This is a genomic window from Streptomyces sp. NPDC002536 (assembly GCF_053594995.1).
Window position 1 is genome coordinate 1 of the sequence record NZ_JBSFWU010000039.1, and the last position, 23,415, is coordinate 23,415.

Annotated in this window: 22 protein-coding genes; 12 read left to right on the forward strand and 10 right to left on the reverse strand. The window is 70.6% G+C overall.

The genetic code is table 11. The features are described 5' to 3' along the window. Window positions 1-531: 531 nt before the first annotated feature. From ACWD4B_RS16575 to thyX, 3 genes are all read right to left on the reverse strand, one after another. Window positions 532-2,217 (reverse strand): ribonuclease J, encoded by a 1,686-nt coding sequence (locus ACWD4B_RS16575; RefSeq protein ID WP_451421396.1) that lies wholly within the window; start codon window positions 2,215-2,217, stop codon window positions 532-534. A 187-nt stretch (window positions 2,218-2,404) separates the two neighbouring features. Then, window positions 2,405-3,304, reverse strand: a complete 900-nt coding sequence (gene dapA / locus ACWD4B_RS16580; protein ID WP_451421397.1) for a 4-hydroxy-tetrahydrodipicolinate synthase — start codon at window positions 3,302-3,304, stop codon at window positions 2,405-2,407. Between the two features lie 197 nt (window positions 3,305-3,501). Continuing rightward, window positions 3,502-4,272, reverse strand: a complete 771-nt coding sequence (gene thyX / locus ACWD4B_RS16585) for an FAD-dependent thymidylate synthase (protein ID WP_451421398.1) — start codon at window positions 4,270-4,272, stop codon at window positions 3,502-3,504. A 185-nt stretch (window positions 4,273-4,457) separates the two neighbouring features. Here thyX and ACWD4B_RS16590 point away from each other — a divergent pair, with 185 nt between their 5' ends. Further along, the gene (locus ACWD4B_RS16590) at window positions 4,458-4,703 is read left to right on the forward strand and encodes a hypothetical protein (protein ID WP_336417102.1); all 246 of its coding nucleotides are present in this window, start codon (window positions 4,458-4,460) and stop codon (window positions 4,701-4,703) included. A 113-nt stretch (window positions 4,704-4,816) separates the two neighbouring features. Next, window positions 4,817-5,332 (forward strand): hypothetical protein, encoded by a 516-nt coding sequence (locus ACWD4B_RS16595; RefSeq protein ID WP_451421399.1) that lies wholly within the window; start codon window positions 4,817-4,819, stop codon window positions 5,330-5,332. A gap of 69 nt (window positions 5,333-5,401) precedes the next feature. On the opposite strand, the gene ACWD4B_RS16600 is transcribed toward ACWD4B_RS16595, so the two are convergent. The 6 genes from ACWD4B_RS16600 to eccD all read right to left on the reverse strand — a co-directional run bounded on the left by ACWD4B_RS16600 (window position 5,402) and on the right by eccD (window position 12,505). Beyond that, window positions 5,402-5,857 carry a hypothetical protein gene (locus ACWD4B_RS16600; protein ID WP_390782080.1) on the reverse strand — a complete coding sequence of 152 codons (456 nt, stop codon included), beginning with the start codon at window positions 5,855-5,857 and terminating at the stop codon, window positions 5,402-5,404. 4 nt (window positions 5,858-5,861) lie between these two features. Beyond that, window positions 5,862-6,614 carry a 4-hydroxy-tetrahydrodipicolinate reductase gene (gene dapB, locus ACWD4B_RS16605; protein ID WP_391151834.1) on the reverse strand — a complete coding sequence of 251 codons (753 nt, stop codon included), beginning with the start codon at window positions 6,612-6,614 and terminating at the stop codon, window positions 5,862-5,864. A 29-nt stretch (window positions 6,615-6,643) separates the two neighbouring features. Then, the gene (locus ACWD4B_RS16610) at window positions 6,644-8,020 is read right to left on the reverse strand and encodes a M16 family metallopeptidase (protein WP_451421400.1); all 1,377 of its coding nucleotides are present in this window, start codon (window positions 8,018-8,020) and stop codon (window positions 6,644-6,646) included. Then, window positions 8,017-10,239, reverse strand: coding sequence for a polyribonucleotide nucleotidyltransferase (locus ACWD4B_RS16615; RefSeq protein ID WP_451421401.1), 2,223 nt, complete (start codon window positions 10,237-10,239; stop codon window positions 8,017-8,019). Before ACWD4B_RS16615 ends, ACWD4B_RS16610 begins: the two co-directional genes overlap by 4 nt. A gap of 263 nt (window positions 10,240-10,502) precedes the next feature. Further along, complete coding sequence (rpsO, locus tag ACWD4B_RS16620; protein ID WP_336417128.1) at window positions 10,503-10,790, reverse strand: 30S ribosomal protein S15; 288 nt, start codon at window positions 10,788-10,790, stop codon at window positions 10,503-10,505. Between the two features lie 305 nt (window positions 10,791-11,095). Then, a complete protein-coding gene (gene eccD / locus ACWD4B_RS16625; RefSeq protein WP_451421402.1) occupies window positions 11,096-12,505 on the reverse strand; it encodes a type VII secretion integral membrane protein EccD in 1,410 nt (469 codons plus the stop codon). Window positions 12,506-12,690: 185 nt separating this feature from the next. Here eccD and eccCa point away from each other — a divergent pair, with 185 nt between their 5' ends. The 4 genes from eccCa (at window position 12,691) to ACWD4B_RS16645 (ending at window position 19,110) form a co-directional block, all read left to right on the forward strand. Then, on the forward strand, window positions 12,691-16,650 hold the full coding sequence (gene eccCa, locus ACWD4B_RS16630) for a type VII secretion protein EccCa (RefSeq protein WP_451421403.1): 3,960 nt from the start codon (window positions 12,691-12,693) through the stop codon (window positions 16,648-16,650). A 295-nt stretch (window positions 16,651-16,945) separates the two neighbouring features. Further along, the gene (locus ACWD4B_RS16635) at window positions 16,946-17,605 is read left to right on the forward strand and encodes an HAD family hydrolase (protein WP_451421404.1); all 660 of its coding nucleotides are present in this window, start codon (window positions 16,946-16,948) and stop codon (window positions 17,603-17,605) included. A 35-nt stretch (window positions 17,606-17,640) separates the two neighbouring features. Beyond that, window positions 17,641-18,453: an SAM-dependent methyltransferase gene (locus ACWD4B_RS16640; RefSeq protein WP_451421405.1), complete on the forward strand. Its 813-nt coding sequence runs from the start codon at window positions 17,641-17,643 to the stop codon at window positions 18,451-18,453. A 117-nt stretch (window positions 18,454-18,570) separates the two neighbouring features. Next, window positions 18,571-19,110: a DinB family protein gene (locus ACWD4B_RS16645; RefSeq protein ID WP_451421406.1), complete on the forward strand. Its 540-nt coding sequence runs from the start codon at window positions 18,571-18,573 to the stop codon at window positions 19,108-19,110. A 132-nt stretch (window positions 19,111-19,242) separates the two neighbouring features. On the opposite strand, the gene ACWD4B_RS16650 is transcribed toward ACWD4B_RS16645, so the two are convergent. Beyond that, window positions 19,243-19,608, reverse strand: a complete 366-nt coding sequence (locus ACWD4B_RS16650; RefSeq protein WP_451421407.1) for a hypothetical protein — start codon at window positions 19,606-19,608, stop codon at window positions 19,243-19,245. Window positions 19,609-19,906: 298 nt separating this feature from the next. Here ACWD4B_RS16650 and ACWD4B_RS16655 point away from each other — a divergent pair, with 298 nt between their 5' ends. The 6 genes from ACWD4B_RS16655 (at window position 19,907) to ACWD4B_RS16680 (ending at window position 23,383) form a co-directional block, all read left to right on the forward strand. Then, entirely contained in the window at window positions 19,907-20,341 is a 435-nt protein-coding gene (locus ACWD4B_RS16655; RefSeq protein WP_451421408.1) for a hypothetical protein, read from the forward strand. Window positions 20,342-20,346: 5 nt separating this feature from the next. Then, window positions 20,347-20,775 (forward strand): thiol-disulfide oxidoreductase DCC family protein, encoded by a 429-nt coding sequence (locus tag ACWD4B_RS16660; protein ID WP_451421409.1) that lies wholly within the window; start codon window positions 20,347-20,349, stop codon window positions 20,773-20,775. Between the two features lie 147 nt (window positions 20,776-20,922). Beyond that, window positions 20,923-21,579, forward strand: a complete 657-nt coding sequence (locus ACWD4B_RS16665) for a TetR family transcriptional regulator (protein WP_451421441.1) — start codon at window positions 20,923-20,925, stop codon at window positions 21,577-21,579. A gap of 30 nt (window positions 21,580-21,609) precedes the next feature. Beyond that, entirely contained in the window at window positions 21,610-22,440 is an 831-nt protein-coding gene (locus ACWD4B_RS16670; protein WP_451421410.1) for a M55 family metallopeptidase, read from the forward strand. Between the two features lie 106 nt (window positions 22,441-22,546). Then, window positions 22,547-22,831, forward strand: a complete 285-nt coding sequence (locus ACWD4B_RS16675) for a hypothetical protein (RefSeq protein ID WP_451421411.1) — start codon at window positions 22,547-22,549, stop codon at window positions 22,829-22,831. A gap of 120 nt (window positions 22,832-22,951) precedes the next feature. Continuing rightward, window positions 22,952-23,383, forward strand: a complete 432-nt coding sequence (locus ACWD4B_RS16680; RefSeq protein ID WP_451421412.1) for a hypothetical protein — start codon at window positions 22,952-22,954, stop codon at window positions 23,381-23,383. Window positions 23,384-23,415: the final 32 nt, after the last annotated feature.

Sequence of the window (23,415 nt, forward strand, 5' to 3'; positions counted from 1 at the left end):
CGTGAATGCTTACCCGTAATCGGGTACGACACTCGCGTTGAGCGGAACAGCCAGGCGGAATAAGCCCGGCCGTTCACAGCGTCCTCGCTGTGTGTGCCACCCCCCACAAAAGCAGGAGATGGACTTTCAAAGGAACCACGTCCCAGCCATACGGCTGAAGACGGGATATTTTATAGTCTGGCGTTGACTTTTGGCACGCTGTTGAGTTCTCAAGGAACGGACGCTTCCTTTGTACTCACCCTCTCGGGCTTTCCTCCGGGCGCTTCCCTTCGTTGTCTCCAACCTTACCAGATCCGTTTTCCGTTCCGTTTCCGGTTCGGAATTCTTTTCCAGTGCCCTGTTGGACCGGGCTCACCGACTTTATCAGATTCTGATCGAGCCGATTTTCCGACCGCTTCCGGGAGTTCCCGTCTCACACGAAGTGTGGGAGGGTTCCCGTCGCGGCGGAGTCGTAAACGTACTGGACGGCCGCGCCCGGATGCAAATCGAGAACCGGGGCGGCCGTCCGTACGGCTGACGCTACGTCAGGGATCAGACCTCGACGACCACGGGAAGGATCATCGGGCGCCGGCGGTAGCTGTCGGAGACCCACTTGCCCACCGAGCGCCGGACCAGCTGCTGGAGCTGGTGGGGCTCGGCGACACCGTCCGCGGCGGCCCTGGCGATGGCCTCCTCGATCTTCGGGACGACGGCCGCGAACGAGGCGTCGTCGATGCCCGAACCCCGGGCCTGGATCTGCGGACCGCTGACGACCTTGCCGGTCGTGCTGTCCACCACCACGAAGACCGAGATGATGCCCTCGTCGCCGAGGATCCGGCGGTCCTTGAGAGAGGCGTCGGTGACGTCGCCGACCGAGAGGCCGTCGACGTAGACGTAACCGGCCTGGACCTTGCCGACGATCTTCGCCCGGCCGTCGACCAGGTCCACCACGACGCCGTCCTCGGCGATGACGATGTGGTCCTTGGGAACCCCGGTGAGAGCGCCGAGCTCCGCGTTCGCCCGCAGGTGCCGCCATTCGCCGTGGACCGGCATCAGGTTCTTCGGCTTGCAGATGTTGTAGAAGTACAGCAGCTCGCCGGCCGAGGCGTGGCCCGAGACGTGGACGCGGGCGTTGCCCTTGTGCACGACGTTGGCGCCCCAGCGGGTCAGGCCGTTGATCACGCGGTAGACCGCGTTCTCGTTGCCCGGGATGAGCGACGAGGCCAGGATCACGGTGTCGCCCTGGACGATCCGGATCTGGTGGTCCCGGTTGGCCATGCGCGACAGCGCGGCCATCGGCTCGCCCTGGGAGCCCGTGCAGACCAGCACGACCTCGTCGTCCGGCAGGTCGTCCAGGGTCTTGACGTCCACGACCAGGCCGGCCGGGACGCGCAGGTAACCCAGGTCGCGGGCGATGCCCATGTTGCGGACCATCGAGCGGCCGACGAAGGCGACTCGGCGGCCGTACTCGTGGGCGGCGTCGAGGATCTGCTGGATGCGGTGCACGTGGCTGGCGAAGCTGGCCACGATGATGCGCTTCTGGGCGCCGGCGAAGACCTGGCGCAGCACGCCGGAGATGTCACGCTCGGGCGGGACGAAGCCGGGGACCTCGGCGTTCGTGGAGTCGACCAGGAGCAGGTCGATGCCCTCCTCACCGAGCCGCGCGAAGGCGGGCAGGTCGGTGAGACGGCGGTCCAGCGGGAGCTGGTCCATCTTGAAGTCGCCCGTGTGCACGGCCATGCCGGCGGGGGTGCGGATGGCGACCGCCAGGGCGTCCGGGATGGAGTGGTTGACCGCGATGAACTCGCAGTCGAACGGGCCCAGGCGCTCGCGGTCGCCCTCGGCGACCTCGAGGGTGTACGGGCGGATGCGGTGCTCCTGGAGCTTGGCCTCGATCAGGGCGAGGGTCAGCTTGGAGCCGATGAGCGGGATGTCCGGCTTCTCGCGGAGGAGGAAGGGGACACCGCCGATGTGGTCCTCGTGCCCGTGGGTGAGCACGATGCCGTCGATGTCGTCGAGGCGGTCCCGGATGGACGTGAAGTCCGGCAGGATCAGGTCGACTCCGGGCTGCTCCTCCTCGGGGAAAAGCACTCCGCAGTCGACGATCAGCAGGCGGCCGCCGTACTCGAAGACCGTCATGTTGCGGCCGATCTCGCCGAGGCCACCGAGCGGGGTGACGCGCAGGCCGCCCTCGGGCAGCTGCGGCGGCGGGCCGAGTTCAGGGTGCGGGTGACTCAAAAGACTCTCCTCACCACGCGTGCCATATGCCCCGGGGGCACATGGCGCGCGTGACCTTTCGTGCACTTGCAGTGGTGTCAAGTGATGTGTGGTGTTGCGTGGTGCTGCGTATTGAGTTGTGAAGTCTGTGGTGCGCCGCGGTCACGCTGGGTGTCCGGCGCGGCGGCCGTCCCGGCCGCTTCCCCTGTTACAGCTGTACCCCGCCGGCCGCGAGATCGCGCTTGAGCTGCTCGGTCTCCTCCGGGCTCAGGCCGACGAGCGGCAGCCGCAGCGGTCCTGCGGGCAGGCCCTTGAGGGCGAGGGCGGCCTTGGTGGTCATGGCGCCCTGGGTGCGGAAGATGCCGGTGAAGACCGGGAGCAGCTGCTGGTGGATCTCCGCGGCCTTGGCGACGTCGCCGGAGCGGTGGGCGTCGAGCATGGCCCGCAGCTCGGGGGCGACGAGGTGGCCCACGACGGAGACGAAACCGACGGCGCCGATGGAGAGCAGCGGCAGGTTGAGCATGTCGTCGCCGGAGTACCAGGCGAGGCCCGAGCGGGAGAGTGCCCAGCTCGCGGCCGCCAGGTCGCCCTTGGCGTCCTTGTTGGCCACGATGCGCGGGTGCTCGGCGAGCCGGACGATGGTCTCGGTCTCGAGGGCGACGCCGCTGCGGCCGGGGATGTCGTAGAGCATCACCGGGAGGTCGGTGGCGTCGGCGACCGCCGTGAAGTGGCGGACGAGGCCCTCCTGCGGGGGCTTGTTGTAGTAGGGCGTGACGACGAGGAGACCGTGGGCGCCTGCGTCCTGTGCGGCGCGGGCGAGTTCGGTGCTGTGGTGGGTGTCGTTGGTGCCGGCTCCGGCGATGACATGGGCACGGTCTCCGACCGCCTCGACCACGGCACGTACGAGCTGGGCTTTCTCCGCATCGCTGGTGGTGGGGGACTCACCGGTGGTGCCGTTGACGACGAGGCCGTCGTTGCCTGCGTCGACGAGGTGCCGGGCGAGCCGCTGCGCGCCGTCGAGATCGAGCGCACCCTCGCTGGTGAACGGCGTGACCATGGCGGTCAGGACGCGCCCGAAGGGGGTCTGCGGTGTGGAGGTCGGAGCCATGGGGCCCACGCTACTCGTTGCTCACCGTGAGGTGCTCCCTCGGGGAGTGCCAAAGGGATCCCGGTACTGCCTGCTCGGGGGTTCAAGCAGTACCGGGTCCGTTTTTTCAGCCTAGATGAAGGTGCCGAAATGCCGCAATACGGACACCTGACGGGCGCCCGGCGCCCGCGCCGGCAGGCACGGGCGGTCGTCGTCGGCTACGGAGCGACACGGCCGTTCTTGTTGAAGGCCTCGTAGGTGAGCGGCATGAGCCTGGCCCACTCCGCCTCCATCTTCTCGCCCACCATCTCGATCTCCCGCTGCGGGAACGAGGGCACCGCCGCCAGCTCGTGCTGCGTGCGCAGGCCGAGGAAGTGCATCAGCGAACGGGCGTTGCACGTGGCGTACATCGAGGAGAAGAGACCGACCGGCAGGACCGACCGGGCCACCTCGCGGGCGACGCCCGCGGCCAGCATCTCCTGGTAGGCCTCGTAGGCGTCCCGGTAGGAGCTCTCCATCGCGCGGGCGGTCAGCTCGTGCTGCGCCTGGGTGCCCTCGACGAAGACGTACTTGCCAGGGCGGCCCTCCTGGACCAGCTTGCGGGACTCGCCCGGGACGTAGAAGACCGGCTGGAGCTCCCGGTAGCGGCCGGACTCCTCGTTGTACGACCAGCCCACGCGGTGCCGCATGAACTCGCGGAAGACGAAGATCGGAGCACTGATGAAGAACGTCATCGAGTTGTGCTCGAAGGGGCTGCCGTGGCGGTCGCGCATCAGGTAGTTGATGAGCCCCTTGGACCGCTCCGGGTCCTTGGTGATCTCTTCCAGGGACTGCTCGCCGGCCGTGGAGACGCGGGCGGCCCACAGCACATCGCTGTCGGCGGCGCTGTGCTTGACCAGCTCGACCGTCACGTCGCTGCGAAACGTCGGCTTGTCTGCCTTGGCGTCCTCGGTGGTGCTGTCGGTCACCGGCGGTCCTTCCAGTTGCATTGCTCGGGCGGCGACCAGCCTACGGGCCACCACTGACAACGGGCCGGGGGACGCCGGGGCGAGCCGGGGGAAGAGGGGCGCCGGTTGAGATTTTTCACAGAAGTCGCGGAAATCGGGCACCGTGAGCGGCGTTCGTACGTCCTTATGTGTGACACCACACGTCGAGGTTCCTAGGAGAGCCCACCATGTTCCGCCGGCGAGAGCCCGTGCCGTTCGCCTTCGTCGCCGAGGCCGAGCGCTACCGCAGCAACGTCACGCCGCCGCCCCCGGATCGCGCGAGCCGTTCGGAGGTCGCCGGACGTGCCCTCGTGGGGCTGACGGTGGCCGCAGGACTGGTCGGTGCGCTGCTCTTCGGCTGGCCCGCACTGCAGACGGCCGGCCCGCAGAGCGCGCACCACACGCAACAGTCCGAGGCCAAGGACGGCCATTGATCGAAAACAGTCGGGCCCCGGAGCGGTTTCGCTCCGGGGCCCGACTGTTTTCGATCAGCAGGTAACCTCACCCGGCACAGACCTTCGAGCGTGCGTGTGAGTGAGGAATCGTCGTGCCCCTGCCCTTTCTGACTGCCGACCGCGATGCGCCCGCCGTGTCCGTGTACGAGGACCCCGCGCGGTGGCGGCGGCCGTACCGGCCCGGGCCGTTGCGGGTCGGGGGCACGGCACTGGTGCTGCTGCTCGCGGCGTACGTGCTCTGCTCGGCAGTGATCATCGCCTTTGCCGGAGCGTTTCTCCTCGCCGGAGTGTGCGCCGTGATCGCCGTCGCCCTGATCGCCCTGGCAGTGCGGCTCGTGCGGACGGGCATCTGGTTCAGCCCCGCCGGGCTGCGGCAGATCCGGCTGTTGTCGACCAGGACCCTGCCGTGGGCCGAGGTCGGCGCGGTGCGGGTGGTGGAGCAGCAGGTGCGGTGGCTCGGGCTGCCGCGGCGGGTCGAAGGGCGGGCCCTCGTCGTGGAGCCGTTCCCCGTGCTCGTCACCGATCACGGGGCGGACTTCCTGGAGCGGCCGCTGGCCTTCGGCGAGGCCGTGGCCGCCTTGGAGGAGCGGGTCGCCGAGCACGTCTGACGGCTGCGGGTCGTCCTGGGCTGGTCGCGCCCACGCGGCGGAGCCGCATGATGCAGCGGCCCCGCGCCCCTAGAGGGCGCGGGCTGCCTTCCCGTCACGCAAGGCGATCGCGTGCTGCATCGCCTTGCGCGCCCGCGGGGTGTCCCGCGCGTCGTGGTACGCCACCGCCAGGCGGAACCACGAGCGCCAGTCCCCCGGTGCCGCCTCGGTCTCGGCCTGGCGGCGCCGGAACACCTCGTCCGCCGAGTCCCGGTCGATGCGGCCGCTCGCGGTGCGCACCAGCTCGTCCACCGGGAGGCCGCCCTCCGCCTCCAGCTCCCGCGCCAGGCGGTTCGCGTCGCGCGCGAACCTGGTGGTCTTGTAGAGGAACCACGCTCCGATGAACGGCAGGACGAGCACGGCGACGCCGAAGGCGACGGTGATCACCGTGCCCTGCTCGATCAGCATCACGCCGCGGCTGCCGACCAGGACGAAGTAGACGACCAGGACGGCTGCCAGGGCGAAGTAGATGATCTTTGCGCGCATGTCCTCAGCCCAGGTCCAGGAAGTTTTCCAGGCCGAAGGTCAGGCCCGGGGTGGTCACCACGCGCCGCGCGCCGAGCAGGATGCCCGGCATGAAGCAGCTGTGGTGCAGCGAGTCGTGGCGGATGGTGAGCGTCTCGCCCGTGTCGCCGAAGAGCACCTCCTGGTGCGCCAGCAGGCCGCGCAGCCGCACGGCGTGCACCGGCACCCCGTCGACGTCCGCGCCGCGCGCGCCCTCCAGGGCCGTGGTCGTGGCGTCGGGCTGCGGGGCGCAGCCCGCCTCGCGGCGCGCGGCGGCGATCAGCTGCGCGGTGCGGGTGGCGGTGCCGGAGGGGGCGTCGGCCTTGTTCGGGTGGTGCAGCTCGACGACCTCGACGGACTCGAAGAACCGGGCCGCCTGCTGGGCGAAGGCCATGGTCAGGACCGCACCGATGGAGAAGTTGGGGGCGATGAGCACGCCCGTGCCCGGCTTGGCGTCCAGCCAGGAGTTCAGCTGCGCGAGGCGCTCCTCGGTCCAGCCGGTGGTGCCGACCACGCCGTGGATGCCGTGGGCGATGCAGAACTCGAGGTTGTCCATCACCGAGTCGGGGTGGGTCAGCTCGACCACGACCTGGGCTCCCGCCCCGGTCAGGGTCTGAAGGCTGTCGCCCCGGCCCAGCGCGGCCACCAGTTCCATGTCCTCGGCGGCCTCCACGGCCCGTACGGCCTCGGAGCCGATGCGGCCCTTGGCGCCGATGACGGCCACGCGCAGCTTGCTCATCGTCCCTGCTTCCCTTGCTTGCCCTCGGATTACGAAACGGCCTCGTGCAGGCGGGCTGCCTGCTTGTCCTTCAGCGGGCCGATGACGGACAGCGAAGGACGCTGTCCCAGTACATCGCGGGCCACCTCGCGGACCTCGTCCGGGGTGACGGCTGCGATGCGGGCGAGCATGTCGGAGACCGACATCTGGTCGCCCCAGCACAGCTCGCTCTTGCCGATGCGGTTCATCAGCGCACCGGTGTCCTCCAGGCCGAGGACCGTGGAGCCGGACAGCTGGCCGATGGCGCGGGCGATCTCGTCCTCCGGCAGACCCTCGGCGGCGACCCGGTCCAGCTCGTCGCGGCAGATCTTGAGCACGTCGTGGACCTGGCCGGGGCGGCAGCCGGCGTAGACGCCGAAGAGGCCGCAGTCGGCGAAGCCGGAGGTGTAGGAGTAGACCGAGTAGGCCAGTCCGCGCTTCTCCCGGACCTCCTGGAACAGCCGCGAGCTCATGCCGCCGCCGAGGGCGGTGTTGAGCACGCCGAGCGCCCAGCGGCGGTCGTCGGTGCGGGCCAGGCCGGGGACGCCGAGGACGACGTGCGCCTGCTCGGTCTTGCGGCCGAGCAGCTCCACGCGGCCGGCGGTGCGGATCGTGCGGCTGCCGTCCCGCGGGGCGACCGGCTCCGCGTCCGTGCGGGTCAGGGCTCCGGCCTTGTCGAAGGCGGCCCGGACCTGGCGGACGACCTTGGCGTGGTCGACGTTGCCCGCGGCGGCCACGACCAGGTGGGTCGGGTCGTAGTGGCGCTTGTAGAAGCGGGCGATCTGGTCGCGGCCGAGCGCGTTGATCGTGTCGACGGTGCCCAGCACCGGGCGGCCGAGGGGGGTGTCGCCGAGCATGGTGTGCGCGAACAGGTCGTGCACGCAGTCGCCCGGGTCGTCCTCGGTCATGGCGATCTCTTCGAGGATCACGCCGCGCTCGGCGTCGACGTCCTCGGCGGTGATCAGCGAGCCGGTGAGCATGTCGCACACGACGTCGATGGCCAGCGGCAGGTCCGTGTCGAGCACCCGTGCGTAGTAGCAGGTGTACTCCTTGGCCGTGAACGCGTTCATCTCGCCGCCGACCGCGTCGATGGCGGCCGAGATGTCGAGCGCGCTGCGCTTGGCCGTGCCCTTGAAGAGCAGGTGCTCCAGGTAGTGCGTGGCGCCGTTGAGCGTCGGGGTCTCGTCGCGGGAGCCGACGTTGGCCCAGATGCCGAAGGTCGCGGAGCGCACGGAGGGCAGCGTCTCGGTGACGACCCGCAGGCCGCCGGGCAGGGTGGTCCGGCGGACCGTGCCGATGCCGTTCTCGCCCTTGAGAAGCGTTTGGGTACGGGCGACGGCCCGCCCCTCCGAGGAGGTGCGGGCCGTCTTCCGGGGACTACGGGTCACTTGGCGGACTCGTCCTTGTTGTCGTCGGCGTTGTCGTCCTCGCCCTCGATCACGGGGATCAGGGAGAGCTTGCCGCGCTGGTCGATCTCGGCGATCTCGACCTGGACCTTGGTGCCGACCCCGAGCACGTCCTCGACGTTCTCCACGCGCTTGCCACCGGCGAGCTTGCGGATCTGCGAGATGTGCAGCAGGCCGTCCTTGCCCGGCATGAGGGAGACGAACGCACCGAAGGTGGTGGTCTTGACGACCGTGCCCAGGTAGCGCTCGCCGACCTCCGGCATCGTCGGGTTGGCGATGCTGTTGATCGTGGTGCGGGCGGCCTCGGCGGAGGGGCCGTCGGCGGCACCGATGTAGATGGTGCCGTCGTCCTCGATCGTGATCTCGGCGCCGGTGTCCTCCTGGATCTGGTTGATCATCTTGCCCTTGGGGCCGATGACCTCACCGATCTTGTCCACCGGGATCTTGACGGTGATGATCCGCGGGGCGTGCGGGGACATCTCGTCCGGACGGTCGATGGCCTCCATCATCACGTCGAGGATGTGCAGGCGGGCGTCGCGGGCCTGCTTCAGCGCGGCGGCCAGGACCGAGGCGGGGATGCCGTCGAGCTTGGTGTCGAGCTGGAGCGCGGTCACGAACTCCTTGGTGCCGGCGACCTTGAAGTCCATGTCACCGAACGCGTCCTCCGCACCGAGGATGTCGGTGAGGGCGACGTAGTGCGTCTTGCCGTCGATCTCCTGGGAGATCAGACCCATGGCGATACCGGCGACCGGGGCCTTCAGCGGCACACCGGCGTTCAGCAGCGACATGGTGGAGGCGCAGACCGAGCCCATCGAGGTGGAGCCGTTGGAGCCGAGCGCCTCGGAGACCTGGCGGATGGCGTACGGGAACTCCTCGCGGGTCGGCAGCACCGGCATGAGCGCACGCTCGGCCAGGGCGCCGTGGCCGATCTCGCGGCGCTTCGGCGAACCGACGCGGCCGGTCTCACCGACGGAGTACGGCGGGAAGTTGTAGTTGTGCATGTAGCGCTTGCGCGTCACCGGGGAGAGGGTGTCGAGCTGCTGCTCCATGCGGAGCATGTTCAGCGTGGTGACACCCAGGATCTGGGTCTCGCCGCGCTCGAACAGCGCCGAGCCGTGGACGCGCGGGATGGCCTCGACCTCGGCGGCGAGCGTGCGGATGTCCGTCACGCCGCGGCCGTCGATGCGCTTCTTCTCCTTGATGACGCGCTCGCGGACCAGGGACTTGGTCAGCGAACGGTACGCGGCGGAGATCTCCTTCTCGCGACCCTCGAACTCCGGGAGGAGCTTCTCGGCGGCCAGACCCTTGACGCGGTCCAGCTCGGCCTCGCGCTCCTGCTTGCCGGCGATGGTGAGCGCCTGGGCGAGCTCGGTCCTGACCGCGGCGGTCAGCGCCTCCAGGACGTCGTCCTGGTAGTCGAGGAAGACCGGGAACTCGCCGGTCGGCTTGGCGGCCTTGGCGGCGAGGTCGGCCTGGGCCTTGCACAGGACCTTGATGAAGGGCTTGGCGGCCTCGAGACCGGCGGCCACGACCTCCTCGGTCGGGGCCTCGGCGCCGTCCTTGACCATCTGGATGGTCTTCTCGGTGGCCTCGGCCTCGACCATCATGATCGCGACGTCGCCGTCCGGCAGCACGCGGCCGGCCACGACCATGTCGAAGACGGCGTCCTCGAGCTCGGTGTGGGTCGGGAACGCCACCCACTGGCCCTTGATCAGGGCAACGCGGGTACCGCCGACGGGGCCGGAGAAGGGCAGGCCCGCGAGCTGCGTGGAGCAGGAGGCGGCGTTGATCGCGACCACGTCGTAGAGGTGGTCGGGGTTGAGCGCCATGACCGTCTCGACGATCTGGATCTCGTTGCGCAGGCCCTTCTTGAAGGACGGGCGCAGCGGGCGGTCGATCAGACGGCAGGTGAGGACCGCGTCCTCGGAGGGGCGGCCCTCACGGCGGAAGAAGGAACCGGGGATCTTCCCGGCCGCGTACATGCGCTCCTCGACGTCGACGGTCAGCGGGAAGAAGTCCAGCTGGTCCTTCGGGGTCTTGGAAGCGGTGGTGGCCGACAGCACCATGGTGTCGTCGTCCAGGTACGCCACGGCGGAACCGGCGGCCTGCTTGGCCAGGCGGCCCGTCTCGAAGCGGATGGTGCGGGTGCCGAAGGTGCCGTTGTCGATGACGGCCTCGGCGTAGTGGGTCTCGTTCTCCACCAGGGATATCTCCTCGTCTGCGTCCCCTGCCCGTGTGGCGGGGGACGGTGGCGGAGGGCGCTTCATGCTCCGTGCGGGCCGGTCTTCGATCGAAGCACCCGGAATTCCCTGTTCCGGGGGCCACTACCGAGGACCGGCGGAGAGACCGGCGCTCCTCCTCGTCAGGTTTTGCGTTGTGGGACCAGACTACAAAGCTTCTGCTTCCCACGAGATACGCAAAGGGAGCGGTTCCCGTGGGCGGGAACCGCTCCCTTCATGGCGTCTTACTTGGCGCCGGCAGCACCGCGGCGGATGCCGAGGCGCTCGACCAGGGCGCGGAAGCGCGTGATGTCCTTCTTGGCCAGGTACTGCAGCAGGCGGCGGCGCTGGCCGACCAGGAGCAGCAGACCACGGCGGGAGTGGTGGTCGTGCTTGTGGGTCTTGAGGTGCTCGGTCAGGTCGGTGATCCGACGGGTGAGCATCGCGACCTGGACCTCGGGGGAACCGGTGTCGCCTTCCTTGGTGGCGAACTCGGCCATGATCTGCTTCTTCGTAGCGGCGTCGAGCGACACGCGGTACTCCTTCTGAGTGTTCTTGGCCACCGAGCGCCCCTGGTCTCTGTCTCAGGAAGGCTTCCGTTACTCGGGAGGCGGGATCGCTGGGCGCTGACCCCAGAGGTGACTCCGGGGGCGCGTACACAAACGACCACCCCGCACCTTACCAGGTGCACCCGGTGGGTCCGTGCGGGCCGTGCGTGGCTGGTCGCGCAGTTCCCCGCGCCCCTTATGGGGCGCCATTTCAGCCGGAGCAGCGATCAGCGGGGGGCTGGGGGCGGCAGCCCTCAGGAAACGGTGAAAGGGCGGGACCGGGGCACCCCCTACGCCCCCGTCAGCCCCCGTACCGTCCCGTACGCGTCCAGTACGCCCAGGCACAGTGGCACCAGTGCCAGGAGCAGTGTGCTCTCCGCCAGCTCCGTGAAGCGTCCCCAGAAGGGGGACACCCCCTTGCCCGGCACGATCAGTGCCACCCCGGTCAGCAGCGCGGCGACCGCCGCCGTGGCTGCGGAGAGCCAGACCGTGCGGATGTCCGTGGAGCCGGGCAGGGCCATGCCCACGACGAGCAGGGCCAGCGCGAGCAGGCCCGCCCCGAGCACCGAGCCGACCTGGGCCGTGTAGCGGAAGAGCCGGGCCCGCAGCAGCAGCGCCAGGCCGGCGGCCAGGGCCAGGGCCTGCGCCCAGGGCCCGGCCGAGAAGGCCAGGACGGCCGTGGCGCCGACGGCGACGGCCGCGCAGCCCCCGACCAGGCCCAGCAGCAGCTCGTGACCCCGCTGCACCTGTACCGCGATGCGCTCCGCATCGACCGGCTCGGCCCGGAAGCCTTCGCCGTCCGCAGTCGCGGAACGCGGCGCCGCGTAGCCGACGGGCAGCCGCGCGACCCGCGCCGAGAGCCCGGGCAGGAAGGCGAGTGCCCCGATCGCGAGGACCACGCACACCGCCGCGGCCCCCGAGGGTGCGGCCCCGGTGAGGATCGTCCCGAAGGCGGCCAGCGTGCCGGTGGCCGAGGCGACCACGGCGGCGACGAAGGGGGCGTCGCCCCCCGGCATCGCGGCGGTCAGCGCGACGGAGCCGACGAGGACGGCCACGCAGCCCAGCAGGAACTGCAGCCGCCCGGTTCCGTGCCCGGGGTCGAGGGCGAGGACCCCGGAGCCCGCGGTCATGAGGTGCGGCAGGGCCGCCAGGCCCAGCGCGACGGCGGCGCCGCGGTCGCCGTAGACCCGGGCCCGTACGCCCGCGAACGCGGCCAGCAGCACGCCGGCCGCGGCGGCGGCCACGCCCGGCAGGCCGTGCATGTCGTGCCGCACCGGGTCGGCGAACCACAGCGCGAACGCCATCAGCACGAGCAGCAGCGCGCCGCCGAACAGGCCGGTGCCCCGCAGGAGTTGGCTGCTCCAGAGGTTGTTCCCGCGGGTGACGGCCGAGGCGACCGCCTCGCTGACGTCGTCGTGGACGGCGGGCGGGAGGGACTCGGCGAAGGGGCGCAGCGACAGCAGGTCGCCGTCGAGCACGCGCTGGGCGAGCAGCGAGCGGGCGCCGTCGAGGACGGTGCCGTCGCGGCGGACGAGGTGGTAGCCGGTGGGTGCGCCGGCGGGCTGGGTCTGCCCGGTCAGGCGCAGGATCTCCGGGTACACGTCGGCGACGGCGATGTCGTCGGGGAGGGCGACGTCGATCCGGCTGTCGGGTGCGACGACGGTCACTCTGCAGAATCCGGTCGCAGCGGACGTGTTCACCTTGTGGGCCCCCTGAATCGGTACAACGACGCATGCCGTTCGCTCGTGCATACGCGCGGCGGTCACCCTATCGGGGCCGCGGACCTGCGCGTCGGTAGGATCGCCGTCTCGCGGGGGGAGGCCGACGCCACAGGGGCGTCCGCGCGGCACTGTTGCCCCACCGCGCGGAGGGGTTGAGGCATCCGGTGAGCCAGGTCGTCGTCAAGCGCCAGCCGCGGGCCTACCCGCCGGAGGTGCCCAGCGAGGAACTCCGCCTGGAACCGCCGCCCGAACTGCCGCGCGGGCCGCAAGAGGGCATGCTGATGCAGCTGTTGCCCACGCTGGGCATGGCCTCGTCGATGGTGTACTTCTTCATGCCCGGCGCCGCGCCCATGATGAAGATCATGGGCGTCATGATGATGTTCTCGACGATCGGCATGACCGTCGCGATGCTCGTCAGGCACCGTCAGGGCTCGCAGGGGCGGCTGGCGGACATGCGCCGCGACTACCTCAAGTACCTCGCGCAGACGCGGCGCACCGTGCACCGGACGGCCCGGGCGCAGCGCGATGCGCAGTTCTATCTGCACCCCTCCCCCGACCAGTTGTGGTCCGTGGTCGCCGAGGGGAGCCGGCTGTGGGAGCGGCGGGCGACCGACGACGACTTCGCGCAGGTGCGCGTCGGGCTGGGCGCGCAGCAGCTGGCCACTCCCCTGGTGGCTCCGGAGACCGCGCCGGTGGACGAGCTGGAGCCGCTGACGGCCGGTGCGATGCAGCAGTTCCTGGCGACGCACGCGTCGTTGGACGGCATGCCGGTCGCCCTGTCGCTGCGCGCCTTCTACCACGTGACGCTCTCGGGCGAACCGGAGACGGTGCAGGGCACGGCGCGGGCGCTCGTCGCGCAGCTGGTGACGCTGCACTCGCCGGAGGACCTGGTCGTGGCGGTGGTCCCGGCGCGCGGGGCGATGGCGCACTGGGAGTGGGCCAAGTGGCTGCCGCACGTGCAGGTTCCGGGCGCCGTGGACGGCACGGGCCCGCGGCGGCTGATCGGTGACGACCTGAGCGAGCTCGAAGAGCTGCTGATGCCGCGGCTGGAGGGCCGTTCGCGGTTCAGCCGGGACGGGCAGCCGGTGCTCGACCAGCCGCACGTCGTGGTGGTGCTGGACGGCGCGATGGTGCCGCCGGGTTCGGTGTTCGCGGCTCCCGAGGGGCTGCAGGGCGTGACGATCGTGGAGCTGGTGCAGGGCGGACTGGACGAGCCGCGCGGCGGACTGTCCGTGGTCGTCCGGCCGGGTGCGCTGCAGCTGCTCTCGCAGGTGGCCGCGTACGACGGCGTGCCGGACACGCTCTCCCCCGAGGCCGCGGAGGCGCTCGCGCGGCAGTTGGCACCGCTGCGCACGGGCGGGGGCGACGGCGATGAACCGCTGCTCGCCAACCTGGACTTCACCGATCTGCTGGGCCTGGGCGACGCGGGTTCGATCGAGGTGTCGCGCACCTGGCGGCCCCGCTCGGCGGCCGAGCGGCTGCGCGTGCCGATCGGGGTGGGCGAGGACGGTGCGCCCGTGATGCTCGACATCAAGGAGGCGGCGCAGGACGGCATGGGCCCGCACGGCCTGTGCGTCGGCGCGACCGGCTCCGGCAAGTCGGAGCTGCTGCGCACCCTGGTGCTGGGCCTGGCCGTCACGCACACCTCGGAGACGCTCAACTTCGTCCTCGCGGACTTCAAGGGCGGTGCGACCTTCGCGGGCATGTCCACGTTGCCGCACGTCGCCGCCGTCATCACCAACCTCGCCGACGACCTGACGCTCGTCGACCGCATGCGCGACTCCATCACCGGCGAACTGCAGCGCCGCCAGGAGCTGCTGAGGTCGGCGGGCAACTACGCGAACCTCCACGACTACGAGAAGGCGCGCGCGGCCGGTGCCCCGCTGGAGCCGCTGGCCTCACTCGTCCTGGTGATCGACGAATTCAGCGAGCTGTTGACGGCGAAGCCGGACTTCATCGACATGTTCATCCAGATCGGTCGTATCGGCCGCTCGCTGGGCGTGCATCTGCTGCTGGCCTCGCAGCGCCTGGAGGAGGGCCGGCTGCGCGGTCTGGAGACGTACCTCTCGTACCGCATCGGTCTGCGGACCTTCTCCGCGGCGGAGTCGCGGACGGCGCTGGGCGTGCCGGACGCGTACCACCTGCCCTCCGTGCCGGGCTCGGGCTACCTGAAGTTCGGCACGGACGAGATGACGCGCTTCAAGGCCGCGTACGTCTCCGGCACCTACCGCTCGGCCACGGCGGCCGCGGCGGGCGACGGCGGGCGGCTGCCGGTCGAGCGGCGCCCGGTGCTGTTCACGGCGGAGCCGGTCCCGGTCACGTATGCCGCCCCGGATCCGGCCGCCCTGCGTGCGGCCCCGGAGCGCGGGGAGGACGAGGCCTTCGCCGACACCGTCCTCGACGTCGTCGTGCGCCGGATCGAGGGCCAGGGCCCGCCGGCCCACCAGGTGTGGCTGCCGCCGCTGGACAAGGCGCCGTCCCTGGACCAGCTGCTCCCGCCGCTGTCGGTGGTGCCGGGCCGTGGCCTGACCGCCGCCGAATACCCGCGCCTCGGGCGCCTCGTGGTGCCCCTGGGCCTCATCGACAAGCCCTTCGAGCAGCGCCGGGACGTGCTCTACCGGGACTTCTCGGGCGCGGCGGGCCACATGCTCGTCGTCGGCGGCCCGCAGTCCGGCAAGTCGACGCTGCTGCGCACGCTGGTGAGTTCGTTCGCGCTGACGCACACCCCGGCCGAAGTGCAGTTCTACGGGCTCGACTTCGGCGGCGGCGGGATGAGTGCCGTCGCCGGCCTGCCGCACGTCGGCGGGGTGGCCTCGCGGCTGGACCCGGAGCGGGTGCGCCGCACGGTGGCGGAGGTGGCGGGGATCCTGGCGCGGCGCGAGGAGTTCTTCCGCGACCGGGGCGTCGACTCGATCGCCTCGTACCGGCGGCGCCGGGCGCTGGGCGAGTTCGCCGAGCAGGGCTGGGGCGACGTCTTCCTGCTCGTCGACGGCTGGGGCGCCTTCAAGCAGGAGTACGACATGCTGGAGGGCGTCGTCACGGACATCGCGGGCCGCGGCCTGGGCTACGGCGTGCACGTCGTCATCACCGCCTCGCGCAACATGGAGGTCCGCCCGGCGCTCAAGGACCAGCTGCTGGGCCGGCTGGAGCTGCGGCTCGGCGACACCATGGACTCCGAGTTCGACCGCAAGGTCGCCGCGAACGTCCCCGCCGGGGTGCCCGGCCGCGGCCAACTGCCCGAGAAGCTGCACTTCATGGGTGCGCAGCCGCGCATCGACGGGAGCGACGACCCGGGCGACACGACGGAGGCCACGGCGGCGCTGGCCGGCGCGGTGCGCGACGCCTGGTCCGGCCCGCACGCCCCGCACGTGCGGCTGCTGCCCCGCCGGCTCGACGCGGCCGAACTGCCCAAGGGCTCCGAATTCCCGCAGCGCGGCGTGGCCATCGGCATCGACGAGACCCGGCTCGAACCGGTCTTCGTGGACTTCGAGACCGACCCCTTCTTCCTGGTCCTCGGCGAGAGCGAGTCCGGCAAGACGGCCCTGCTGCGGCTGCTGGCGAAGCAGATCACGGAGCGGTACGGCCCCGACGAGGCGAAGATCGTCGTCGGCGACTACCGGCGCACGCTGCTGGACGTCGTCCCGCCGTCGCACCTGCTGGAGTACGCGCCGATCGCCTCGTCGCTGACGGTCCACGCGAACGCGCTGAAGGGCCTGATGGAGCGGCGTGCCCCGCAGCCGGGCATCACGCCGCAGCAGTTGCGGGAGCGCAGCTGGTGGAAGGGCCCGCAGTTCTTCGTCTTCGTCGACGACTACGAACTGGTGGCGGCCGGCGGCAACAACCCGCTGGCGGTCCTGACGGAGAACCTGCCGTTCGCCCGGGACGTCGGCATCCGCTTCATCGTCGCGCGGAGCTCGGCGGGTGCGTCGCGCTCGATGTTCGAGTCGTTCATGCAGCGCATCAAGGAACTGGGCGCGCAGGGCGTGGTGTTGTCGGGCGACCCCGGCGAGGGCGACATCCTCGGCGGCGTCCGGCCGCGGCCGATGCCGCCGGGGCGGGGCTTCTTCGTGTCCCGCAAGCGGGGGACACCGCTGGTGCAGGTGGGGTGGGTGCCGGAGGAGTAGGGCCCCGTAAGGGGCGCGGGGAACTGCGCGACCAGCCACGACGCACCTGCAGTCGAGGTTCTCGGGGCTTCGCCCCGGACCCTTGGGGTGGTGCGTCGGCTGCGAGCCGTCTGTGGCTGGTCGCGCAGTTCCCCGCGCCCCTTACGGGGCGAAGCCCCGACCGCTCCGGACCGGCCTTCCGGGAGCGCTACCGCGAGCTGTTCGCGGCGAGGCGCGGACCGCGGTCGCGATGTACGACGTGGGGTCGGAGAAGATCGAACGTGTCTGGTTCGTCGCCTGACGTACGGTGGCCCGCATGATCGATCCTGTGGAACTCGTCATCTTCGACTGCGACGGCGTGCTCGTCGACAGCGAGCCCATCGCCGCGCGCGTCAACGTCCGCCTGGGGGCGGAGCTCGGCTGGCCGCTCAGCGAGGAGGAGGTCGTCGAGCGGTTCATGGGCCGCTCGGCCGCCTCCATCCGCGCGGAGATCGCCGCGCACATAGGCGAGGAGAAGGCCGGCCTCTGGGAGGAGCGGTTCCGGGGGCTGCACCACGAGGCGATGGACGCCGGGCTGGCCGCGGTCGAGGGGATCGCCGAGGCCCTCGACGCGATCGAGGCGGCGGGCCTCCCCACGTGCGTCGCCTCCAGCGGCACGCACGAGAAGATGCGCCACACCCTCGGCATCACCGGACTGTACGGCCGCTTCGAGGGCCGTATCTTCAGCGCGACCGAGGTCGCGCACGGCAAGCCCGCACCCGACCTGTTCCTGCACGCGGCAGCCGCGATGGGCGTGGCGCCCGAGGCGTGTGTCGTGGTCGAGGACAGCAAGTACGGCGTCCAGGCGGCCCGTTCCGCGGGCATGCGCTCCTTCGGGTACGCGGGCGGGCTGATCCCCGCGCAGTGGCTCGAAGGACCCGGCACGGTCGTCTTCGACGACATGCGCAAACTGCCCGCGCTGCTGAACGGCGCCTGACGGGCTCCGGCCGCCGGCTCGTATCCTCGGTCCTCATGACAACTCCCGGCCCGTTGAGCCCCGTCAGCAGGACGGCCCTGACCGTCGCCCACGTGCGCGCGCTGGAGAGCGAGCGTCCCGGCGGGCTCTTCACGGATCCGTACGCGAGGGCTTTCGTCACCGCCGCCGGATACACCCCCGGTCGGCAGCCCGGCCCGTACGCCCTGTCGCTCGCCCACTACACGGTGATCCGTACCCGTTTCTACGACGACTACCTGCTCGGGGCCGCCGCCGACGGCATCCGCCAAGTGGTGCTGCCGGCCGCCGGGTTGGACACCCGCGCCTACCGTCTGCCCTGGCCCGACGGGGTGCGGCTGTACGAGCTGGACCTGCCGCCGGTGCTGGAGTTCAAGGAGCGCGTCCTGGACGGGCAGGGCGCCGGACCGCGCTGCGAACGGACCGCGCTGGACGTCGACCTGACCGGCGGGGACTGGGGCGCCCGGCTGGCCGCGGCGGGCTTCGACCGGGAGGCGCCGGCGGCCTGGCTGGTCGAGGGGCTGTTCGTCTACCTCACCGGGGAGCAGGCCGCCGGACTGCTGGACACCCTGGGCGGGCTCGCCGCGCCCGGCAGCCGGCTCGCGCACGAACGCGGGCGCGACGTCTCGGCGGCGGGCGCCGGCGATCCGAGCATCGCCCACCTCACCTCGCTCTGGAAGGGCGGTCTCGGCACCGGGCTCGGCGACTGGCTGGGCCGGCACGGCTGGCACGTCGGGACGCACCCGCTGGACGCCGTGGCCGCCCGCTACGGGCGGTCCTGGTCCGGAACGGGCCCGGACATGGCCGGATTCCACGTCTCCACCCGCTGCTGAGCGTGCGTCGGCGCACGGCCCGGCAGAGACCTGATGCACCCGGCACCGGGCGGTCGCACCCTGTCCATGGTGGTCGCACCCTGTCCATGGCGGGTGGAGCATGCCAGGGTGAGTGCCATGACCAAGACGCCGGACGGACGCACGATCCCGCCCCCGCAGGCCGGTGAACGCGCCATGCTGGAGAGCTGGTTGGAGTTCCACCGCGCCACGCTCGCGCTGAAGTGCACGGGGCTCGACGACGCGCAGACGCGCCGCGCCTCAGCCGAGCCGTCCCGGCTGACCCTGCTCGGCCTCGTCCGGCACATGACGGACGTCGAACGGCAGTGGTTCCAGAAGGTGTTCGCCGGTCGCGATGTTGCACTGGCGTACGGCGAGGCGCAGGCCTACGGGTTCGCGCCGGACCCGGACGCGGCCGCGGACCACGGCATGGACGAGGCGCTGGCCGCCTGGCGCGCCGAGACCGACGCGAGCCGGGCGACGGCGTCCGGTGCCTCGCTGGACGACTCCGGCCAGCTCTCCGAGCAGGACGCCGCGCAGATCGGCTTCCGGGACGTCTCGCTGCGCTGGATCATGGTGCACATGATCGAGGAGTACGCGCGGCACAACGGTCACGCGGACCTGATCCGCGAGCGCATCGACGGCACGACCGGCGTATGAGCCGCGGGCCGGCCCTCCCCGACAGGAGGACCGGCCCGCGCGTACGTGTCCGCTGCATCGTGGACGACCCGGCGGATGACTCGGCGAATACCTCGGCGGATGACCCGATGGCCACCCCGGCCGATGACCCGGCTACGGCTCCAGGGTGATGGAGTTGATCGGCGTCATGTCCTTGTCGATGTACCACCCGGCGGGCAGGTAGCCCTGGCAGCCGGCGCCGTTGTAGCCCGTGCAGGTGCGCATGGTCGCGCCGCCGGTCTGGTTGTTGTAGATGCGGTAGGTCCCGTACATGTTGCTGAGGTTGTAGGTCCCGTACTTGTAGTACGTGCTGGTCGGCTGGTCGTTGTTCCACCCGGCGCCCGGGTAGAAGCACACGTCGCCGGAGGGACATCCGTGACTGGAGTCCGCGGGCCGGGCCGAGGCGGCGGTCGCGCCGACCGTGGTGAACGCGCCGACGGCGAGTGCGAGTGCCGCGGCGGTCTTCAGCGTCCTGCGCATGGTGGTTCCCCCTTGGGATCGTGCCTGGTTCGTGCCTGGTCTGGTACCTGGTCTGGTGCCTGATCCGCGCCTGATTCGCGCCTGATCCGTGGTCTGCCCGTGACGAGTGGGGCGTCCTCGGGCAGCCCCAATGTCCCGCGCACCCCAATGGCGCACCAAGCGTTTTGACCAGGATCGAAATTGGACTCCTGACCCTCGGGTCACATCCGACACCGCCAAGTTGAACGCGTTCAAAAACAGGTCTACAGTCCTGACCGACGCAGTTTTGAACGTGTTCAAGAAAGGGTGGGGACAAGACATGGACCTCACAGTCGTCGCGTACGTCATCTATCTGCTGGTCAGCGTCGGACTCACGGTCTGGGTCGCACGCACACTCAGCCGCAACGGGCAGGTCTTCCTCGCCGATGTGCTGCACGGCAACGAGAAGCTCGCGGAGGCCGTCAACCACCTCCTGGTGGTGGGCTTCTACCTCGTGAACCTCGGGTTCATCGCGCTGTACCTGCAGGACGACGACAGGATCGCCGACGCCCGCGGGGTGTTCGAGGCGCTGTCGCAGAAGCTCGGCGTCGTCCTGCTCGTCCTGGGCGTGATGCACCTGGGCAACGTCTTCGCGCTCAACAAGTTCCGCCGCCGCGGCATGATGGAGCGGGAGCAGATCCCGCCGGTCCCGCCGCAGGGCTGGACGGGCCCCGCCGCCCCGCAGGGTCCGTGGGCCGCGCCGACCGGGCACTGAGTCCGATGACGACGACGGCCGCCGCTGTTGCTGCAGGCCGGGACGCGCTGAGCGTCCCGGTCCGCCGGCTCACCGTGCTGTACGACGCGCAGTGCCCGCTCTGCACCCACCTGCGCAACTGGCTCGCCCGGCAACCGCAGCTGGTGCCGCTCGACCTGGTGCCGGTGGGGTCGGAGGAGGCCCGGCGCCGCTTCCCCGGCCTGGACCACGCGGCCGCCTCCGAGGAGATCACCGTCGTCGGCGACGGCGGCCAGGTCTACCGGGGAGCCGCGGCCTGGGTCACCTGCCTCTGGGCACTCGCCGAACACCGACCGCTCGCGCACCGGCTCAGCTCCCCGTCCGGGCTCCGCCTGGCGCGGGGTGCGGTGCTGGCCGCGGCCAAGTACCGCGCGGCGCAGCGGTGCGCGGCCACCGGTTGTGCGGCCCCGGAATGAGTGCGGATTAGGCTCTGCACCGTGCCACCAGAGAACGAGCCCCGTCCGGCCGAGCCCGAGCCGAAACCCGAGCGGAAGACCGCACCGAGGACCGAGCCGAAGACCGAGAAGAGCGAGCAGACCCGCACCCTGATCCTGGAGACCGCGATGCGGCTCTTCCAGGAGCGGGGCTACGACAAGACCACGATGCGGGTCATCGCCAAGGAGGCCGGGGTCTCCGTCGGGAACGCGTACTACTACTTCGCGGGCAAGGAGCACCTGATCCAGGGCTTCTACGACCGGATCGCCGCCGAACACCAGACGGCGGCCCGCGCCGTCCTGGACCGCGAGACCGATCTGCACGCCCGCCTGGCCGGAGTGCTCCAGGCGTGGCTGGACATCGCGGAGCCGTACCACGAGTTCGCGGCCCAGTTCTTCAAGAACGCCGCGGACCCGGAGAGCCCGCTCAGCCCCTTCTCCGCCGAGTCGGAACACGCACGGGAAGCGGCCATCGCGGTCCACCGCGAGGTCCTGGCGGGCTCGAAGGCGAAGGTCCCGGACGAACTCGCGGACGTCCTCCCGGAATTGATGTGGCTCTCCCAGATGGGCCTGGTCCTCTACTGGGTCTTCGACCGCTCCCCCGCCCGCGAACGCAGCCGCCGCCTCGCCGACCGCGGCGCCCGCCTGACGACGCGGGGCGTCTCGCTGGCCCGGTTCAGGGTGCTGCGGCCGCTCGTGCACGAGGTGCACGAACTGTTCACGGACTTCTTGCCGGGGATGGCGCAGACGGTGACGGCGCAGCGGCGACAGGGAGACGGCCGGTAGGAGTCCCCCGGCCGGGGCACTGGTGTGAGGGTGAAAATCTTCCTCTCCTCCGACATGGAGGGCACCGCAGGCGTCGTCGACTGGTCGCAGTGCCGGCCCGCGGAGGCCACGGGCGACTACGCGTACTACCGGAACCTGCTGCAGCAGGAGGTCAACGCCGCGATCGAGGGGGCGATGGCAGCCGGTGCGACGGAATTCCTGGTCAACGACGCACACTCGAAGATGGCCAACCTACGCCCCGACGCCCTTACGGGCAGGGCCCGTTACCTGTCCGGACGGCACAAGCCCCTCTACATGATGCAGGGACTGGACGCCTCCTTCGACGCCGTCTTCTTCGTCTCGTACCACGGCTCCATGACGGGCGCGCCGGCCACGCTCTCGCACACGTACAACCCCCTGGCGATCAGCGAGGTCCGGCTCAACGGCGTGACCGCCGGGGAGAGCGGCATCAACGCGCTGGTGGCCCTGGGCCACGGCGTGCCGGTGGTGCTGATCACCGGTGACGACACGACGGCCGCCGAGATCGAGCCCTTCTGCCCGGGCATCCGCAGCGCCGTGGTCAAGTCGTCGGTATCCCGCTTCGCCGCCGACAGCCTCCACCCGACTGCGGCCCGCGAACTGATCCACGAGGCGGCACGGGAGGCGGTCCTGGACGTGTCCCGGTCCGCACCCCCGCGCATCACCCTGCCGGCCACACTGACCGTACGGTTCCGCAACCCGGACCTCGCCGAGATGGCGACGTGGATCGCGGGCGTCGTGCGCGAGGATGCCGTGACGGTCCGGATGACGGACGAGGACCCGATCCGGCTGTACCGGAGGTTCGTTGCGGTCGTGATGCTGACGCGGGGGATTGCGGAGTGAGGACGGGGGCAACCGTCCAGGGCGGTACCGACACGTCTTCCAAGACCGTATTCCGCTCGGACCTGACGGGGGTCCGAGCGAGAACGTTCGGCATACGATCCGGCCCGTGAATCGTGACGACGAGCCGGTCTTCAAGCGCAACAACTACACCGGCCGCTACGAGTACAACCTCGAGAGCCCGATCGGCCTTGCTCTGACCGTCATCAGCGTGATCGTCGTGGTGGTGATGCTGATTCTCATGAAGAATCAAGCTGGCCCCTTCGCACCGCCGCCTTCCCCTACGTGGAGTCCGCCGCCGGAAGACACGCAACCGAACTGGACCGCCCCGTCGGGCGCGCCCGACGCTCCTCCTGCTCCCGACCCGGGAACGGAACACCCGTCACTCCCGTGAAGCGCGACAAAAGATCAACAAGAGTGCTGCGCAGGGAACACCGTCCTGTTAGCTTCGAACGCACGAGTGCCCTGCCCCAGAGGCAACTTGAGGGCATTCCGGGGCATGGGGGGGAGATCCGTGGCGTTCGAGGATGAGTGGGCTGAGCTCCGTTCGCAGGCGGAGGCACGAACACGGTTGAACGGCGCTTCGGTACCGGGCGGCACCAGTGGTGGAGGCGCACCAGACCTCAAGTCCTCAGCTGAGAAGAAACGGTCCGCGGTGGCTGCCCTGGAGCAGCACATCGAACCGGACTCGCAGACTGCGGGCAGGCTCGTGGACGAGGCAGCGGAGGCCGCGGCCAAGGGCTTGAAGGAGTGGGCGACCGGGGCCGGTCTCACAGCGGCGTTGAACGGTTGGCGTTCGTCGGTGAAGGCGTTACAGGCCCGGCTCTCGGCGGAAAAGGCAGCACTGGCCGGGACGAACCGCCTGTTCACAGGGATGGACGGCCAGATCGGCGGCCAGTTCTCGGCGGTAAGCCCGCTGCAGCAGTCACGCCTGTCGAAGTACTGAGGGGGAGACAGAGCAAGCCATGCTCACATATC

What these genes read in the sequence shown, in the direction of transcription:
- dapA (WP_451421397.1), bottom strand. Translation starts at nt 3,304, where the DNA reads ATGGCTCCGACCTCCACACCGCAGACCCCCTTCGGGCGCGTCCTGACC.
- thyX (WP_451421398.1), bottom strand. Translation starts at nt 4,272, where the DNA reads ATGCAACTGGAAGGACCGCCGGTGACCGACAGCACCACCGAGGACGCC.
- ACWD4B_RS16590 (WP_336417102.1), top strand. Translation starts at nt 4,458, where the DNA reads ATGTTCCGCCGGCGAGAGCCCGTGCCGTTCGCCTTCGTCGCCGAGGCC.
- ACWD4B_RS16600 (WP_390782080.1), bottom strand. Translation starts at nt 5,857, where the DNA reads ATGCGCGCAAAGATCATCTACTTCGCCCTGGCAGCCGTCCTGGTCGTC.
- dapB (WP_391151834.1), bottom strand. Translation starts at nt 6,614, where the DNA reads ATGAGCAAGCTGCGCGTGGCCGTCATCGGCGCCAAGGGCCGCATCGGC.
- ACWD4B_RS16635 (WP_451421404.1), top strand. Translation starts at nt 16,946, where the DNA reads ATGATCGATCCTGTGGAACTCGTCATCTTCGACTGCGACGGCGTGCTC.
- ACWD4B_RS16640 (WP_451421405.1), top strand. Translation starts at nt 17,641, where the DNA reads ATGACAACTCCCGGCCCGTTGAGCCCCGTCAGCAGGACGGCCCTGACC.
- ACWD4B_RS16645 (WP_451421406.1), top strand. Translation starts at nt 18,571, where the DNA reads ATGACCAAGACGCCGGACGGACGCACGATCCCGCCCCCGCAGGCCGGT.
- ACWD4B_RS16650 (WP_451421407.1), bottom strand. Translation starts at nt 19,608, where the DNA reads ATGCGCAGGACGCTGAAGACCGCCGCGGCACTCGCACTCGCCGTCGGC.
- ACWD4B_RS16655 (WP_451421408.1), top strand. Translation starts at nt 19,907, where the DNA reads ATGGACCTCACAGTCGTCGCGTACGTCATCTATCTGCTGGTCAGCGTC.
- ACWD4B_RS16660 (WP_451421409.1), top strand. Translation starts at nt 20,347, where the DNA reads ATGACGACGACGGCCGCCGCTGTTGCTGCAGGCCGGGACGCGCTGAGC.
- ACWD4B_RS16665 (WP_451421441.1), top strand. Translation starts at nt 20,923, where the DNA reads ATGCGGCTCTTCCAGGAGCGGGGCTACGACAAGACCACGATGCGGGTC.